Raw genomic sequence first — 15072 nt, forward strand, 5'->3', positions numbered from 1 at the left:
CCCGGCAATCGTCGGTGCGCATAGCGGCGCTGGCGCCTGGACCGCTCAGATCACGCCGGTCCGCAGGCCGTAGGCCACCAGTTGCGGCCGGTTGCGCAGGCTGAGCCGGCTCGTCATGGCGTAGATGACGTTGTTCACCGTGCGTTCCGAATAGCAGAGCTTCTTGCCGATCTCTTCGGTGTCCAGGCCTTCCGCCAGCAGCCGCAGGACGTCGATCTCCCGCGCGGTGAAACCGGCGGCGTTCGGGCCGGGCGGTTCCAGGACCTCGCGGTTCAGGTTCTCCGTCTGCTGCAGCGATTCGCCCAACAGGTTGGTCGGCACCTCCCCGCCTCCCTCGGCCGCGACGCGGATCGCGTCGAGCAGCCGCTCGGCCGTGGCCGCACTGAGGTGCAGCACCGCGACCACGCGGCACTCGACCACGCGCAGCAGCACGGCGCGTTCCAGCTGCCTGGCCACGAGCACCGCGGGCGCGGCCGATTCGGCGGCTACCCTGCTGATGCTGGCCAGGACATCCGGGGTCACGCGGTCCGCGGCGAAGACGAGCACGTCGACGTCAGCGGGGAACGGGTCCGCCGCGATGAACACGTCGGCGGCGCCTACGAGCATCTCGGTCAAGCCGGTCGAGGTGATGGGATCGGACGCCCACACCGCGACGCGAACCTGCTCGCCGGGCTCCTGCGCAGCCGAGTGCGTTGCCGATTCGACCTTGGTCATCATCACGCTCTTCCTCCGAGCTGCATTTCGAGCGTGCTGGTCGGCGCGACGCCCGATCATCCGTTCCGTCCCGGTGCTCTCGCCGGGGCAACGCGCGAACCACATCGTTCGAGTGTCCAGTGCCGGGAAGGTCAACTGGGGCCTCGGCGCGGGCTCGCGGGAATCCCCTCACCGGGATCAGCCGGTCACCGCGCCGCAGCGCGGCTCGATCTCCACCGCCGGTCCCGTTCAAGGCGACGGCCCACCACATCCGCGCCTCCGACGGCGCCACGATTGAAGTCCTCAAAGGACACACTACGGAGGAGCAGTAGGGCGATCGGCGTCAAACTCATCGCAGGGCGCGGGACTCGCCCCGCCCAGCCCATCGGCACGCTCTCGCCCCGCATGTCCACTTCGGACATCCGAGCTGCCGCACGCTGCGGTTCACCACCGGATTTGCCGCAGAATGACCCGATGATCAGCAGCACCGCGACGCCGACGAGGGCCACGCCTGCGAACTCGCGGATCGCGAGCAGCACGGTCGGCAGGCCCGGCCAGGTCATGATTCCGCCGTGCCGCGCACCCGCGGTCGCTTCGCCGCCCTCATGCCGCGGACCGCCCGCGCAGCACGCCGCGGCCCCGCAGCGCGCCGGCTGAGTTCGCGGCCGCCACCAGCTCCACGCGGGAGCGGCAACCGGTCTTGGCGAACAACCGGGTGAGCTGGCTCTCCACAGTCTTCTCGCTCAACCCGAGCTCCGAGCCGATCAGCCGGTTGGTGAGCCCCATGCCGATCAGCTCGACGATGCGGGACTCGGTGGCCGACCAGGGTTGCGCGGCGGACGAGGGCTGCGCCGGGGCCACTGCCACCAGTGGCGAACCACCGGTTTCGCGGAGCAGCGCCGGTTTCGGGAATTCGGCCGCCGGGCCCGCCAGGCACCGCACCGCGGCGCGCTCCTCAGCCACTGCGGAGGCCGCGAGCGCCGGGCACAGGCAGCACAGCAGTCCCTGAACATCACCCACCAGCAAGCCGTTCTCGACGAGCCGGTCCACGGTCCGGCCGCACTCGACGATGTCCTCGCCCAGCGCGTCCGCGATCGCGGGCAGGTCATCGATGCCGAAGGCATCGAGCCAGGCCGTCGTGGCGAGCAGCCGCGGGCCGAGGCTGCCGAGCCGCCGGGCGCGCAGCAGCAGGTCGTGGTCGTAGGGCAGGCAGATGGGCGCCTGATCGTCGAGGCGGAGGCGGTCGCCGGCGGCGACGAGCCGGCCCCTGTCCCGCAGCGCCTCAACCGTCGCCAGCACCGTGCCGGGGTTGCCGTACAGCGGCCCGAGCGCCGCGCGCAGAGCCGTGTGAACGCTCTCGTCCAGATCATCGCCTGCAAGGCCCGCGATGATCTCGTCGGCGAGCGGATCCAGGTCGATCACGTCGTCCGCCAGGTCGAGCGGTTCGGCGGACGCCGGCACCACCGCGTCGTCCGACCGGACCGACGCGACGACCAGGCAACCGGGGCGGCGGGCCGCCAGCAGCAGCGGGACGGGGTCGGCGATGTCCAGCACGTCGTCGATGAGCACCACGACGGGACCGGGCCTGCTGATCCGGTCGAACACCCAGTTCAGCTCGGCCGCCACGGCGGGGAACCGCGCGGCCGGGTCCTCGGCCTGGCGCTGGTGGAACCGCGCCAGCTCGCTGATCCCGTCGACCAGCCCGCAGTCTCCGAACCGGTCGAAGTCCTGCCGGAGCGCGTCGACGACCGCGCCGATCCCGTACCGGTCGGTGCCGGTTCCCGGTGCCGATTCGCGGGATCGGCGGCCGCGCACCTGCGCCACCCGCGTTCCCCTGGCCCGCCAGCGGCTGCCCGCCGCGTCCAGCAGTCGCGTCTTCCCGATCCCGGCATCGCCACGGACGATCAGCAGGCGACCGCCGGGCGCGCAGCTCCGCAACGCGGACCGCAGCCCCGCCAGCTCGCCATCCCGGCCCTCGATCGACATCTGTTCCCGCCCCATGGCCGTCCGTCCCGTTCCCGGCGCCATCGCGCCAGACTCGTTGCACTTGCCTCGTCGAGGCGGACGTTAACGGCGGATGCCCCGGAACCCGGGCCGCGGAAAGACTCCTGAACGACAGAATTTAGAAGTGCGCAAGGATTTCGAACCGGCCGGCGATCCGGCAAGAAAAGCTTAAGAATCTCCTCACAACTTGAATATCGATGTGCCGGGATCAGCTGGCAATACTGGGATTCGTGCTGATTTCCCGATCGACGATCCCAACGCCCGACCGGACGATCCCGACCCTTCCCGAGATCGCGGTCCGGCGCACACCGCACGCCACCAACGCTGCCCGAGAAGCCGGGCCGGATGCCCGTTCGTCCGGCCGCGAGGAACTCATCGCCCGCGTGCTCGACGTCTGCACGAGCCGCCCGGGCCGGCCGCTGGTCGCGATCACCGGCCCGGCCGGGATCGGCCGCAGCTGGGTTCTCGCGCAGCTGCGCGCGCGGCTGTCCGAGTCGGACGTTTCCACTGCGGACATCAGGGTTTCCGTTGGGGATCGCGATTTCCCGAGCCTCGTGAGCAGGATCGCCGGCGAGCTGGGCGCGCCGCCGGTCCGCGGCGAGTCCGGCGCGGCCGCGTTGCGGCGGTTGTCGGCCGCCCCGATCCGAGGAGGTCGGCTCGTCGTCTTCATCGACGACGCGCACCGGCTCGCTCCCGAATGCCTCGCCGCCGCGACCGCCGCGCTCGGCGCGCTGACCGACGACCGGATTGCGTTCGTCTGCAGCATTGCCACGCCCAACGACGGCAGCGGCGCCGACCTGGCGTCGCTGCGCGCCCGCGGCCTGGTGCACGAGGAACGGCTCCGGCCGCTGCCGGTGTCCGCAGTGGACCACATCCTCACGTCGCTCCTCGGGGCCAAGCCCGCGCCGGGGCTGGCCGCCGAACTCCGCGACGCGTGCCGGGGCGTGCCCGCCCTGGTGCACGCCGCCATCGAGGGCTACCTGGCGTCCGGTCGGCTGCGGGTCGTTGACCGCCGGGCGCACCTGGTCGACACCGGTGCGCCGCGGCTGCCGGTCGCGCATCCGCTGTTCGCGGCCCTGCGCGAACCGGCGACCTGGTCTGTGGCCAAAGCGCTGTCGGTGCTGCACCCGCTGGGCGAGGCGGCCCCACCGCTGATCGCCGCGACGGCCGGGATCGGCGAAGACGAGGTCCTCGACGTCCTTCGCGAGCTGCGCGCTTCGGGAGTGGTCGCGTTCCGGAACGGCTGGCGGTTCCGCGTGCCGATGCTCGCCACGCTGCTGACCGCGTGCCTCGGCCCCTACGAGCGGAGCAGGAGCGCGCAGCTGGCCGTGAACGCGATCTGGGAACGTGCCGCGACCTGCCCCGATGACGGCTATCTGCCGGATCGGATCGTGGACGCGGGCAGGCTGGTGGACATCGAGCGGGCGGCGGCGGAGCTGCTGTCCCGCGGCGAGGCGGCACCGGAGGATGCTCGCGCCGTTCGGTGGCGGTGGGCGGCGTGCGGGCTGATCACCGATCCCGCCCGGCGTGCCGCGGCGCTGCACCGGCATTCGGTCCTCTGCGCCAGCCACCAGCGGTTGGCCCCCGCCGCCGAGGCGGCCGAGGCGGCGCTGCGCGACCACCAGGACTGGCTTGCGGCGGATGCCGTGCAGGAGCTGCAGATCATCGCCGCCGCCGGGCTGGCGGGCAGCGGGAACGCGGCCGCGCTGCGCGACGTCGCCGCCCTTGGATGGCACCCGGCGCCGGGTGGCGACGCGACCCGGCTCGTGACCCGCGCCGCCGCGCTCTGCCTGCTCAACCGCTGGTCCGACGCGCGCGACGAACTCCTTTCCGGACACGGCACGTGGCACGCGGACGGCACCGGCCCGGCCGCCTTCGCGCAGGCCATCGCCGAGGCCGCGGTGGCGGTCGCGGGCGGGACGGCACCGACGGCCGCCCCGCCGCTCGGCCCCGCCGTCGAAGCGGCCCGAACGCTGCTCCAGGCGCTCGGCCTGGGCGACCCCGGCACGCCCGCGGGCGGCGGGTCGGCGACCGGCCGAGCGGTCCGCGCCGCCCAGACCGGGCAGTGGGACCGCTCGCTGGACCTCGCCCGGTCGGCCATCGCCACCGCGTCCCTCCACGGCGATCCGCCCGGGCAGACCGCGATGTTCCGGGAGATGGCGACCATCCTCACCGCGCGCGGCCAGCTGAACCGGGCCCGGGCCGCCATCGAGGACGCCCGCTCCCGGCACCTCCTGCTGCCGCACTGGTTGGCCGTCCCGGAAGCGCTGCTGGAACTGACGATCGGCGCGCACCAGCAGTCGCGCAACGTCCTCGACCAAGCGCTCACCACGGCCGCCGAAACCGGTGTCATCGCAGGCACCGACGAGTTGTGGCTGCGCATGGCCGAGTCGGAATCGCGGCGTGGGAACCAGGACGCGGCGAGGCAGTGCGTGGAACAGATCGAACGGATCGCGGACGAGCTCGGCACCGCCGAGGCCCACCAGAACCGGCTGCTGGCGCGGGTGCTCGTCGAGGGCGCCTCCGACGCCGCGGCGGAAGTCCTGGAACTCGCGGCGGAGCGGGACCGGCCCTTCGAGTTCGCGGCCACCGTCGCCGCCGTGGCGGAACACGGTTTCGCCGACCGGAAACTCCTGCGTGCGGCGTACGAGGCGTTCGGCGAACTCGGCGCCCTGATCCCCCGCGCGCGGCTGCGGTTGCTGATGCGGGCGCGTGACGTGGCCGTCCCCGGCCGCAACGCGACGGTCGCGGAGAACGAACGCCTGCTGGCCACCCTGATCACCGAGGGCCTGACCAATTCGCAGGTCGCCACCGTGCTGGGGACCAGCGAGAAGAGCGTGGAGGGGCGGTTGACCAGGTTCTTCCAGCGCACCGGTTACCGGTCGCGCGCCGAACTCGCGACCGCGACGCTCCGCGGCTGCGCCTGACACCACCAGGGAAATCCGGTGGTCGATCCGGCGGGAATCCCCGGATCAACCACCGGCCGGGGATGAACACGCCGAACAGGAGAGCAGCCACCAACGGCCCGCGGGCGGGCGCGTGGCGGCTAGCGGAGCAGAGGCAGTCGGACCTCGAAACAACAACCGCCTGGCACGTTGTGCACCGCCACGTGCCCCCTGTGGGCTTGCACCAGCCCGTGCACGATGGTCAGCCCGAAACCGCCGCCCTGATCCACCCCGGTGTGCTGCTTGCGGCCGCGCCATCCCATGTCGAAGACCGAACCGAGCTCCTGCGGCGGGATCCCGCCGCACTCGTCCGTCACCGACACCACCGCCCAGCCGTTCACCGCACGGACGTCGACCGCCACCGTCGTCCGCTCCGGGCTGTACCGGATCGCGTTCGCCAGCAGGTTGTTGAACACCCGGGTCATGGACCGGTCGTCCACCGCGACGGTGACCGGCTCGATCTTCCTGGCACGCAGCTGGATCCCGCGGTCGGCGGCCAGCACGTCGAGTCCGGCGACCTCGTCGCTGACGAGGTCGTCGAGGGCCACCTCCCGCGGCTTCAGGCGCAGCGTCCCAGTCTGGATCTGGGAGAGCTGGAAGAGGTCGTCCACCATTTCGGTCAGGCGCTCGGTGTTCCCGCGTATCTTCGCGATGGAGTCGTCCAGGTCGACCACCACACCGTCCTCGATGGACTCCGTCAGGACCCGCAACCTCGCCAGCGGGCTGCGCAGGTCGTGCGAGATCCACGCGACCAGCTTGCGCCGCGACTGCTCGACCGACCGTTCCCGCCGCCTGGACTCCTCCAGCTTGTCGCTGGTGATCCGCAACTCCCGCGCCAGCTCGGCGAACTCCGCGCTCGGCGGGTCCTCCGGCAACCGGAACCGCTGGGCCACGCCGAAGGTGCGGGTGGCGTCGGCCAGCCGCCGGCTGCCCTTCATCACGGATCGGCCGAGCAGCAGTCCGATCCCGAGCGAAACCGCACCGGCGACGAAGTTGACCAGCAGCGTCACCACCACCGGCACCTCGGCGGACTGCGTCACGAGGACGACTGTGATGGTGCTCGCGTTGGTCCCGCAGACGGTGATCACGATGACCGCGATCAGCGAGTTCCCGACCGGGGACCGCCGGAGCAAGCGCAGCACCACGGCGCCGACGAGTCCCACGCCCACCGACTCGCACACCGCGATCAGCAGGATCAGCGACGGATTCACCGCGGACCGCCCGGGTGGCCGGGCGGGCCGAACCGGTGGCCGACAGCCCACGCGGTCGGGGTGATCACCCTCGGCACGAGCTCGCGAGAGCCTAAGCGTGACCGATCATCCTCGGCCGGCTCCTGAGCGACCACGCGGTCGTCCAGGATCCTCTGCTTTTCCTGGTGGGAGTGGGGATCCGCGGCGTGATCCGTCTGCGTCATGTTCCGAACCTGCTTCAGAGCGTTGATCGGTCCACAATAGTCACCGATCAACACGACCCGGAAACGCTCTTGCCGTTGTGGCAAGTTCGACCCGCAGCGGGACGGTTCACGCCGTCACGATCGAATCGGGCGAGGACGCCGGATCATCCGGCGTCCCGTCAGCGGCCGGTCGTCTCGGCCAGCGCGGTGTCGAGGATCGCCAGGCCGCGATCGATCTCGGCGTCGGTGGCGGTCAGCGGCGGCGCGATGCGGAACGTCCCGCCCATGCCGGGCAGCTGCACGATGTTCATGTGCAGCCCGAGCTCGGTGCAACGCCGGGTGACGGCGGCGCCGAGCTTGTCGGCGTCCTCGCCGCCCGGGCCGTCGACCAGCTCCAGTCCGACCAGCAGGCCGCGCCCGCGCACGTCGCCGATCACCGGATGCCGCGCGGCGAGCTCCTCCAGTCCGCCGCTCAGCCGCACGCCGAGCTCGCGGGCGCGCACGTCGAGGCGGTCGCGGCTGAGCACGTCCAGGACGGTGTTGCCGACGGCCGCCGGAAGCGGGTCGTTGACGTGCGTGGTGAAGAACAGGAATCCGCGGTCGTGGGCTTGCTGCTCGATCTCGGCGCTGGTCAGCACGGCCGCGAGGGGCAGCCCGGCGCCGAGTGTCTTGGACAGGACCAGGATGTCCGGGACGACACCGTCGCGCTCGAACGCGTACCAGTCACCGGTGCGGCACAGCCCGGTCTGGGCCTCGTCCAGGATCAGCAGCATGCCCCGCTCGCGGCACTTGTCCCGCAGCGCCGCCAGGTAGCCCGGCGGGAGGTCGATGACACCGCCCGAGCTCAGCACGGGCTCGACCAGGCAGGCCGCGAGGCTGCCGACCGACTGGGCGTCGATCAGGTCGAAGCCGAGGTCGAGCTGCCGGCGCCAGTCCAGGTTCCCGTCGGCGTCGACGATTCCCGGCCGGAACCGGTCGGGGACCGGCAGGGCGAAGTTCCCCGGGGCGGCGGGCCCGTACCCGACCCGCCCCGCGCTGTAGGTGGCGTTCGCCGCGGCCTGGGTCATGCCGTGCCAGGAACGGGCGAACGAAACGACCTCGTGCCCACCGGTGACGAGCTTGGCCATCCGCAGCGCGGCCTCGTTCGCCTCGGCACCGGTGGTCAGGAACATCGCCTTGTCCAGCGGCTCCGGCAACGTCCCCGCGAGCCGCTCGGCCAGGTCGAGCACCGGGCGGCTCAGCATCCCGCTGTAGAGGTGGTCGAGCCGGGCGACCTGCTCGCGAACGGTCGCGACGATCTCCGGGTGGGCGTGGCCGAGGATCGCGCTCATCTGCCCCGACGTGAAGTCGAGCAGTTCGCGCCCGTCCTCGGTGAACACCGAACTCCCCTCGGCACGGGCGATGATCCCGGGACTGAAGGCCCCGCGACCCGAGTAGCGGACCAGGTGGCGTTCCGGCGCGGTGTTCGCAGTGTTGTCCAACGCGGTGTCGTCCAGCATGGCCCCGACGCTACGAAGGGACGTAGCTGCGCGTCCATCACACGATTTCGACGATGCTGTTCGATGGAACTGCACAATGGTGGCATGCTCAACCCCTGGCGCCTGCGCCTGCTCGGGCTGCTCGACAGCCTCGGCACCGTCCGCGCGGTGGCCGAAACGCTGCACATGAGCCCGTCGACGGTGTCCCAGCAGCTCGCCGTGCTCGAAACCGAAACGCGCAGCCGGCTCATCGAGCGGTCCGGGCGCCGGGTGCGGCTGACCCGGACCGGGCTCGCCCTCGCCCGCCGGGGCCGCGAGATCCTGGCCCAGATGGCCGAGGCGGAGGCCGAACTTCGCGCCCTCAACGACGAGCCGATCGGCACCGTCCGGCTCGGGGTGTTCCAGAGCGCGATCTACACGCTCGCCGTGCCGGCGGCGGCCCGCCTGTCGGACTCGCACCCGCACCTGCACGTGGAGCTGATCGAGTCCGAACCGCACGAGAGCGGGGCCGCGCTGCGCACCGGCGAGGTGGACGTGATCGTGACGACCACGGACTACGTCAAGTTCCCGTGGGACCGGGACCTCGAAGTCGTCCCGCTGGGGACGGACCCGGTGGTGCTGGTCCTGCCGCCGGACCATCCGCTCGCGCGGCGCCGGGTGATCGACCTTGCCGCATGCGCGGAGGAGACCTGGGCGTGCGACCGGCCGGGCTCGTACATGGCGGAGCTGACCCAGCGGCTGTGCCACGAGTCCGGCTTCGAACCCCGGGTGGCCTGCCGGTTCAGCAATTACCTGCTGCTGCTCCAGCACGTCGAGTCCGACCGGTCGGTGGCGCTGCTGCCCGCGCTGGCGGTCCCGCCCGGCACCCCGGTCGTCACCCGCGAGCTCAGCACGCCGGTGCACCGAAACGTCGCGATCGTGCGGCGCCGGGAAGCGGGGCTACGCGCAGCCGTGGACGCCGTCGTCGAGACGCTGCTCGACCACCCGGACATCCCGGCCCTGTCCGCGCCCGGCTCCGCCGGACACCGGTGACACCCCGCTTCGGCCCAGGTGGCCGGCAACGGATGCCCCTCGGGGTGCTCGTCGCGGCGCCGGAGGACTCCTCCGCGAACTCCTGATCCATTGTGGACGCTTGGCTCGAACCCGACGAGGTCTTCGCCGATCTCTCGGCAAGGGTGGCATCGGCCCTCTCGCTACCGCCGGTCGGGGCGATATGAGCGGCCCGACGACGGCGACTACTGCGCGATGCGGACGAAGGTGTCGAGCTGGGCAGCGTTCAAGTACTGCTCCAGCAGCTGGCCGATGAGCGGGGCAGCTCTCGCAGGCAGCGAACAGCTCGTGCCGGACCGGATGGCCTGCGCGTGGGTCCGCAACTCGTCCGCGACGCGCTGCCTGCGCTCGTCGGTGGCGTCCGGAGGCATTTCGGCCAGGCACCTGAGCGCATCCAGGAACTCCGTGCTCTGCGCGTGGTCGCCCACGGCCACAAGCTCCTCGCGACGCGCACGGACGTCGGAGCCGGGCAGGTGCCCCATCAGTGTGGCGACGTCGAGGTCCAGTCTCGTCGCATCGGGCGGGAGACGGGCGACGTCGTGCAGCCGGGTGAGGTCGCCGTGGACGTCGGCCGGGATGTCGGGGCTGCGCCCTTCCACGCGCAGGGCGCGCACGAGATCGCGTTGCGCCTTCAACCGCTCGATCTGCGAGTCGATACCGGCTTCGACTCGCTCGAGAATCGTCGCGCTCGCGTCCGTCGACTCATCGTCCAGCATGGCCGGCACATCGACGAGGCTCACCCCGAGCTCGGCGAGATGCCGGATGCGCAGAAGCCGTACCAGGTGGACCGCGGTGTATCGCCGGTAGCCGTTCGAGGACCTGGACGGCTCGGGGAGCAGACCGATCTGGTGGTAATGCCGCAGTGTCCGCACGGTCACACCGGCAAGATCCGCGAGTTCCTGCGACCTCATGGGCCGCCCTCCGCTCCAGTCAGCAATCTTGACTCCGACGCTACGTCGTAGTTTTTCCTCGGTCCAGACATCACGCGCGATGACGTGAGCACAGACCGAGGAGACGACATGAACCACGCACCGCCAGCCCGCGACGGCAACATCGACGAACGCGGCAAGATCCCGCAGGCGTTGTCGTACGTCCAGGCGTATCGGGACCGGCGGCAGGTGTGGCGCACGATCCTGGCGATGGTGGCCGGCCTTGGCGCGCTGCTCGCCGTGCTCTTCGTCGCGGCCGTGCCGGTCGGAACCGCGCTCGACCGCCTCCTCGGCGTGACACCGTTCGATCCGGCTGCGCCGTCGTTCACCGTCGGGTTCTGGATCGCCGGAAACCTCCTGCTCGCCGCACTGATCCCAACGGCGGGGTTGCTGCAGTGGTCGATCTACCGGCAGAAGCCTCGATGGCTGTCGTCGTTGGCAGGTGGCTTCCGGTGGCGGGTTCTCGGGCGTGCCGCTGTCGTCATCGTCCCGTTGTGGGCCGCGTACATGGTCGTTCTGCAGTTCGTCATGCCGACCGGACCGATCCGGCTGACCGCGACGACCATCGCGCTCTCCGCCGTCGCGGTGATCACCGTGCCCCTTCAGTCCGCAGGTGAGGAGTACCTCTTCCGCGGCCTGCTCTCCCGCGCGATCGGTGCGCGTTTCCGCCGCCCGGCCGCCGCGTTCACCGTCGCCACTGCCGTCACCGCCTTGCTGTTCGGTGCGATCCACGGCGCCGCGAACGGCTGGACCCTGGCCTACTACATCATCTGCGGGGTGGCCCTCTCGGTGGTGGTGCGGCGCACCGGTGGCCTCGAAGTCGCCGTTCTCGTCCATGCGGTGAACAACACGATGCTGCTCGTCCCGACGATCCTGGCCGATCGCCTGGGCACTCTGTCGGCCCCCACCGGTCCGGTGCTGATCATCCCCATGGCCGTCATCGCCCTGGCCGCCGCCGTCGTGTGGCGGTTGGCACCGCGGATCACCTCGCCCAACTGATGGCACCACCCGGCGGTCGATCCGGTGCCGGCCCGCCCTGAACGCGTCGATGGCCGGAACACTGAGGCCTGCGACCAGCGGTCAGGTTTCGTCCTCGACCGACATGCGGCGGAACGCAGTGGTGGACGTATAGCTCTTGGCCGGGCCGGTGACTGTCCACACCTGACACCAGTCATCCGGGCCGTGGATGACGACCTCGCCACGGTAAAGATCATCGCGGCAGGGATGGCGTACCGACCACCGGCCGTCGCGCAGATCGAGATCGTGGAAGAAACCGCCGTGGTCGAAATGCACGTCGGCCAGCCCCGGGCCACGCACCCGGAAACGCAGGACCCGGGTCGCCGGTCCCTGGTACTCCCCCATGACCAGCGTTCCACGTTCCCGGTAGACGAGCGCGTCGTCGTCAGGGGTGAAGCTCGCGACGCCGGTGAGCGTAGCCATACCCGCACCGGTGGAATCGACGATCTTCCGGTCCAGCCCCCACCGCCCGGCGAAGTAAGCGACGAGGTCGGTAACCCGGAAACCGGTAGCGGTGTGCACGGAGTCCACACGTGCATTCTGCCGCACAGGGGCGCACCCACTTGCAGAGCCGAGTGGCCTCGCTTGAACCGGTCGTGAGTGCGTACCGGGGCTCTAGCCCGGGTACGCACTCACGACTACATTGTGGACGGTGGTCGGCGCGGCGCGAACCGCGCCGACCTGTCACGAGCCGTAGCGGATGACGTGCAGGGCCAAGGGATCCTGGTCGAAGGACGGTTGCCCGTTCTCCGCCAGCGAGTCGATGAGCCGCACCTCGCCGCCCTCGTTGACCGCCACCAGCAGGTTGCCCACCGATTCCCGGCCGCGGAAGTCCGTGCGGCGGATCCACACCAATGCCTTCGCGCCCGTCGGGGCGCTCGCGATCTCGGTCAGGACGTCGCCCCAGCCCTGGTGGATGGTGGCGCTCAGCGGCGGACCGAGCTCGCGCATCGTGGGCTCGAACCACGCCGCGGCGGCGGGGCCCGGGGGTGCGGAAAGCCCGTCCTGCCGCGCGTTCCACCCCATCAGGTAGCTCCACGGGTCGTTGTTCGGCAGCCCGAACGGGGCCTCGCCCGCTTCCTTCGGCACCACCAGGGCGGCATCCAGCATCTGATCCCGCCAGTCGCCGGACTCCTGGAAACGCCGTGTGGTGCAGGCGAACAGCCAGCCGCGTTCGGTCTCGTCCGCTTCGTCCGGTTGCACCACGACGACCGGTTCCTGGTAGGTGTGGTCGAGCCAGCTGTTCGCCTTGTCCAGCGCGGCTCGCAGGTCCGGCGCGGCGTTCTCCCAGGGCGCCCGGAGCACCTCGACGCCGTCCACGGCGGGCCGGTGGAAGCGGGCCACCACGAGCTGCCCGATCTCGTCGTCGTCCAGTCGCGCCAGCGAACCCCGTTGCCCGTCCAGGAAAATGGCCTTGCCGTCGTCGTTGAACGCGTAGAGCAGGTGACCGGTGATCTCCACCCCGGAGTGCTGCCTGCGCAGCCACACCGCGCTGCGCGTGCCGGGCCCGCCCTCGAAGAGCATCGACGTCACGTCCGCCCAGGTGGAGCAGGTGGACACCTCCGCGGTCGGGAAATGCGCGGTCAGCATCCGGTCCCACCAGCCGGGCGCCTCGTCCAGCGGCTCCCACGGCAGAGCCGAAGCCGGGCGGCGGTCCACCGCGGCGTCCGTCGCGACCAGGCAGCTGCGCGCGTTGACCCGCCAGCGCCACGGCTGCTGGTCGGCGAACCCCGCCGCCGCGTTGAGCTCCTCGTCCAGCGGGTCGGCGTTGGCGACCGGGAACGGCTCGCCGCCGTCCTTGGGCACCGCGATGGTGGCAGCCAGCAGCGGCTCGGCGGAGCCGCCCGCGTAGTCGCAGCCGAACAGCTGGGTCCGGTCACCGTCGACCAGGGGCCGGTCATCGGTCAGGGTGACCAGGTCCCCGTACGTGCGGTCCAGCCAGTCGGCGGCCCTGCGGGAGAGATCGTCGCTCATCGTCACCTCGGTCAATGCTCGTCCGACAGCTCGGACCTCTTGGATCTGTTCAGTACGCGGCGGAAGCCACTTGCAGCGTGCGCCACCACCGCCGCCGAGGGCGCGATCGGCCGCCGCGCCCGGGAAATCCCCCACCACCGCGCAGGCGCCTCGGGAGCTCGCCACGTCGTCGGGTCATCCCAGCAACGTGACGTCCGCCGGCGCCAAGTCCGTGATGCGGGAGGATTCCGCCGGCCCGGCGGCCCCTACCTGTTCGGCCGCGGGTCCGGGTTCGCCTTCCCCAGGCGCACCGGCCGTGTCCGGGTGGTCGCCGCCCGGACCGCGCACCGCATCCCGGAACTCCTGCGCCCCGATGCGCGTCGATGCGGGCGCGCCCGGGTTGAGCAGCACGTCGACGCCTTCTTCGGGCAGGGCGTCGGCGACCTCCTCGGCGGTGATCTCCGCCCACGCCGGGACGGTCAACCGCTCCGCGTGCGCGAAGGCGGTCAGCACCAGCACCGACGGCTTGCCGTCCGGTGCGCGGGTGACGATCGGGGTGTGCTCCTCGTCCAGGCCGATGAGCAGGTGCGACCCGGGCAGTGATGCCAGCAGTTCGGGAGCGGGCAGCTCGCCCCGCATCACCAGCCGCAGCGTGGCGTCCACCGGGTCGGTCGGCGAGTCCGGGCTGGACGGCTCGTAGGCGCGGTTCGGGCGGAAGTCCCGTAGCGAGCCGTCGCTGTCGATGTACCAGGAACCGACGATCGCGGTTTCCGGCGGCTGTTGCTGCTCGGGCTCGGGCTTCCAGTCGGGGTCGATGAGCACCACCCACTGGTCGACGGGCTCGCCCTCGGCAACCGGGGCCGTTTCGGGCGTTTCGTCCTCGGACATCGAAGGCTCCTCGCTGCTTCCTGTTGGCTTCAACGTTGTTCCGCCGGTGGCTCGGGCGGAGTTCCGCCCGCGTCCGGATCGCCGGGTCCGGCGTCGGCCATCGCGTGCTTGAGCGAGCTCGCCAGCACCCGCATGGACGTCGGCGCGCCCGGGTTGAGCAGCACGTCGACCCCCTCGTCGGGCAGTGAGTCGGCCAGCGCCTTCGCCGTGATCTCCTGCCAGGTCGGCACGTCGACCCGTCGGGCGTGCACCGGCGAAGTGGCGACCAGCACTGACGGCACCTTGTCCGGGGAGAGTGTGACGACGGCATTGCCGTCGTCGTCCAGCGCGATCAGCAGCAGCGCATCACGCATGGCCTCCAGCAGCGCCTCGCCGCTGTAGTCGCCGCGTGCCACCAGTTGCAGCACCGCGTCCACCGGGTCGGTGGCGGAATCCTCGCGGGAGGGAACGTAGTCCGGGTTGGCCTGGAACGCGCTGACGGTGCCATCGGCTCCGATGTGCCAGGAACCGAGGACGGCCTCGTTCGGCGGCTCTTCCTCATCGGACTCGGGCTGCCAGGCCGGGTCGATCACGAGGGCCCACGCCTCATGGTCGGGACCAGCGGGTGTTTCCTCGCTGGGGCCGGCGGGAGCTTCGCCCTCCTCCGGAGTGGGGTGGTCACTGGTCACTGGTGATTCCTTTCTGCATGCGCTGTGCCTGGTAACGCCGTTGAGGCGGGAAGG

Annotated in this window: 13 protein-coding genes; 3 read left to right on the plus strand and 10 right to left on the minus strand. The window is 71.3% G+C overall.

The genetic code is table 11. From position 1 onward, the window contains the following. Positions 1-45 precede the first annotated feature (45 nt). The 3 genes from AB0I53_RS08860 to AB0I53_RS08870 all read right to left on the minus strand — a co-directional run bounded on the left by AB0I53_RS08860 (position 46) and on the right by AB0I53_RS08870 (position 2721). The gene (locus AB0I53_RS08860) at positions 46-717 is read right to left on the minus strand and encodes a response regulator transcription factor (protein ID WP_358598738.1); all 672 of its coding nucleotides are present in this window, start codon (positions 715-717) and stop codon (positions 46-48) included. Between the two features lie 182 nt (positions 718-899). Continuing rightward, positions 900-1256 (minus strand): hypothetical protein, encoded by a 357-nt coding sequence (locus AB0I53_RS08865; protein WP_358598740.1) that lies wholly within the window; start codon positions 1254-1256, stop codon positions 900-902. Between the two features lie 40 nt (positions 1257-1296). Continuing rightward, a complete protein-coding gene (locus tag AB0I53_RS08870; protein WP_358598743.1) occupies positions 1297-2721 on the minus strand; it encodes a LuxR family transcriptional regulator in 1425 nt (474 codons plus the stop codon). A 206-nt stretch (positions 2722-2927) separates the two neighbouring features. On the opposite strand from AB0I53_RS08870, the gene AB0I53_RS08875 reads away from it, so the two are divergent. Next, complete coding sequence (locus AB0I53_RS08875) at positions 2928-5624, plus strand: AAA family ATPase (RefSeq protein WP_358598746.1); 2697 nt, start codon at positions 2928-2930, stop codon at positions 5622-5624. Between the two features lie 119 nt (positions 5625-5743). On the opposite strand, the gene AB0I53_RS08880 is transcribed toward AB0I53_RS08875, so the two are convergent. Both AB0I53_RS08880 and AB0I53_RS08885 read right to left on the minus strand, forming a co-directional pair. Continuing rightward, positions 5744-6853: a HAMP domain-containing sensor histidine kinase gene (locus AB0I53_RS08880; protein ID WP_358598749.1), complete on the minus strand. Its 1110-nt coding sequence runs from the start codon at positions 6851-6853 to the stop codon at positions 5744-5746. Between the two features lie 361 nt (positions 6854-7214). Continuing rightward, the gene (locus tag AB0I53_RS08885; RefSeq protein ID WP_358598752.1) at positions 7215-8534 is read right to left on the minus strand and encodes an aspartate aminotransferase family protein; all 1320 of its coding nucleotides are present in this window, start codon (positions 8532-8534) and stop codon (positions 7215-7217) included. 84 nt (positions 8535-8618) lie between these two features. On the opposite strand from AB0I53_RS08885, the gene AB0I53_RS08890 reads away from it, so the two are divergent. After that, positions 8619-9545: a LysR substrate-binding domain-containing protein gene (locus AB0I53_RS08890; RefSeq protein ID WP_358598974.1), complete on the plus strand. Its 927-nt coding sequence runs from the start codon at positions 8619-8621 to the stop codon at positions 9543-9545. Between the two features lie 203 nt (positions 9546-9748). Here AB0I53_RS08890 and AB0I53_RS08895 read toward each other — a convergent pair whose 3' ends face one another. Next, positions 9749-10474, minus strand: a complete 726-nt coding sequence (locus AB0I53_RS08895) for a MerR family transcriptional regulator (RefSeq protein WP_358598755.1) — start codon at positions 10472-10474, stop codon at positions 9749-9751. A 108-nt stretch (positions 10475-10582) separates the two neighbouring features. On the opposite strand from AB0I53_RS08895, the gene AB0I53_RS08900 reads away from it, so the two are divergent. After that, positions 10583-11491, plus strand: coding sequence for a CPBP family intramembrane glutamic endopeptidase (locus tag AB0I53_RS08900; RefSeq protein WP_358598757.1), 909 nt, complete (start codon positions 10583-10585; stop codon positions 11489-11491). 81 nt (positions 11492-11572) lie between these two features. On the opposite strand, the gene AB0I53_RS08905 is transcribed toward AB0I53_RS08900, so the two are convergent. From AB0I53_RS08905 to AB0I53_RS08920, 4 genes are all read right to left on the minus strand, one after another. Beyond that, positions 11573-12040, minus strand: a complete 468-nt coding sequence (locus tag AB0I53_RS08905) for a DUF6314 family protein (RefSeq protein ID WP_358598760.1) — start codon at positions 12038-12040, stop codon at positions 11573-11575. Between the two features lie 153 nt (positions 12041-12193). Next, a complete protein-coding gene (locus AB0I53_RS08910) occupies positions 12194-13483 on the minus strand; it encodes a YrhB domain-containing protein (RefSeq protein ID WP_358598763.1) in 1290 nt (429 codons plus the stop codon). A 174-nt stretch (positions 13484-13657) separates the two neighbouring features. Further along, positions 13658-14350, minus strand: a complete 693-nt coding sequence (locus AB0I53_RS08915; RefSeq protein ID WP_358598766.1) for a type VII secretion system-associated protein — start codon at positions 14348-14350, stop codon at positions 13658-13660. Positions 14351-14379: 29 nt separating this feature from the next. Beyond that, positions 14380-15018, minus strand: coding sequence for a type VII secretion system-associated protein (locus AB0I53_RS08920; protein ID WP_358598769.1), 639 nt, complete (start codon positions 15016-15018; stop codon positions 14380-14382). Positions 15019-15072: the final 54 nt, after the last annotated feature.

The sequence above is a fragment of the Saccharopolyspora sp. NPDC050389 genome (assembly GCF_040655595.1).
Taxonomy (GTDB): Bacteria; Actinomycetota; Actinomycetes; order Mycobacteriales; family Pseudonocardiaceae; genus Saccharopolyspora.

Coding starts and splice junctions, on each gene's coding strand:
- AB0I53_RS08895 (WP_358598755.1), bottom strand. CDS start 10,474: ATGAGGTCGCAGGAACTCGCGGATCTTGCCGGTGTGACCGTGCGGACA.
- AB0I53_RS08910 (WP_358598763.1), bottom strand. CDS start 13,483: ATGAGCGACGATCTCTCCCGCAGGGCCGCCGACTGGCTGGACCGCACG.
- AB0I53_RS08865 (WP_358598740.1), bottom strand. CDS start 1,256: ATGACCTGGCCGGGCCTGCCGACCGTGCTGCTCGCGATCCGCGAGTTC.
- AB0I53_RS08900 (WP_358598757.1), top strand. CDS start 10,583: ATGAACCACGCACCGCCAGCCCGCGACGGCAACATCGACGAACGCGGC.
- AB0I53_RS08860 (WP_358598738.1), bottom strand. CDS start 717: ATGATGACCAAGGTCGAATCGGCAACGCACTCGGCTGCGCAGGAGCCC.
- AB0I53_RS08885 (WP_358598752.1), bottom strand. CDS start 8,534: ATGCTGGACGACACCGCGTTGGACAACACTGCGAACACCGCGCCGGAA.
- AB0I53_RS08915 (WP_358598766.1), bottom strand. CDS start 14,350: ATGTCCGAGGACGAAACGCCCGAAACGGCCCCGGTTGCCGAGGGCGAG.
- AB0I53_RS08870 (WP_358598743.1), bottom strand. CDS start 2,721: ATGGCGCCGGGAACGGGACGGACGGCCATGGGGCGGGAACAGATGTCG.
- AB0I53_RS08890 (WP_358598974.1), top strand. CDS start 8,619: ATGCTCAACCCCTGGCGCCTGCGCCTGCTCGGGCTGCTCGACAGCCTC.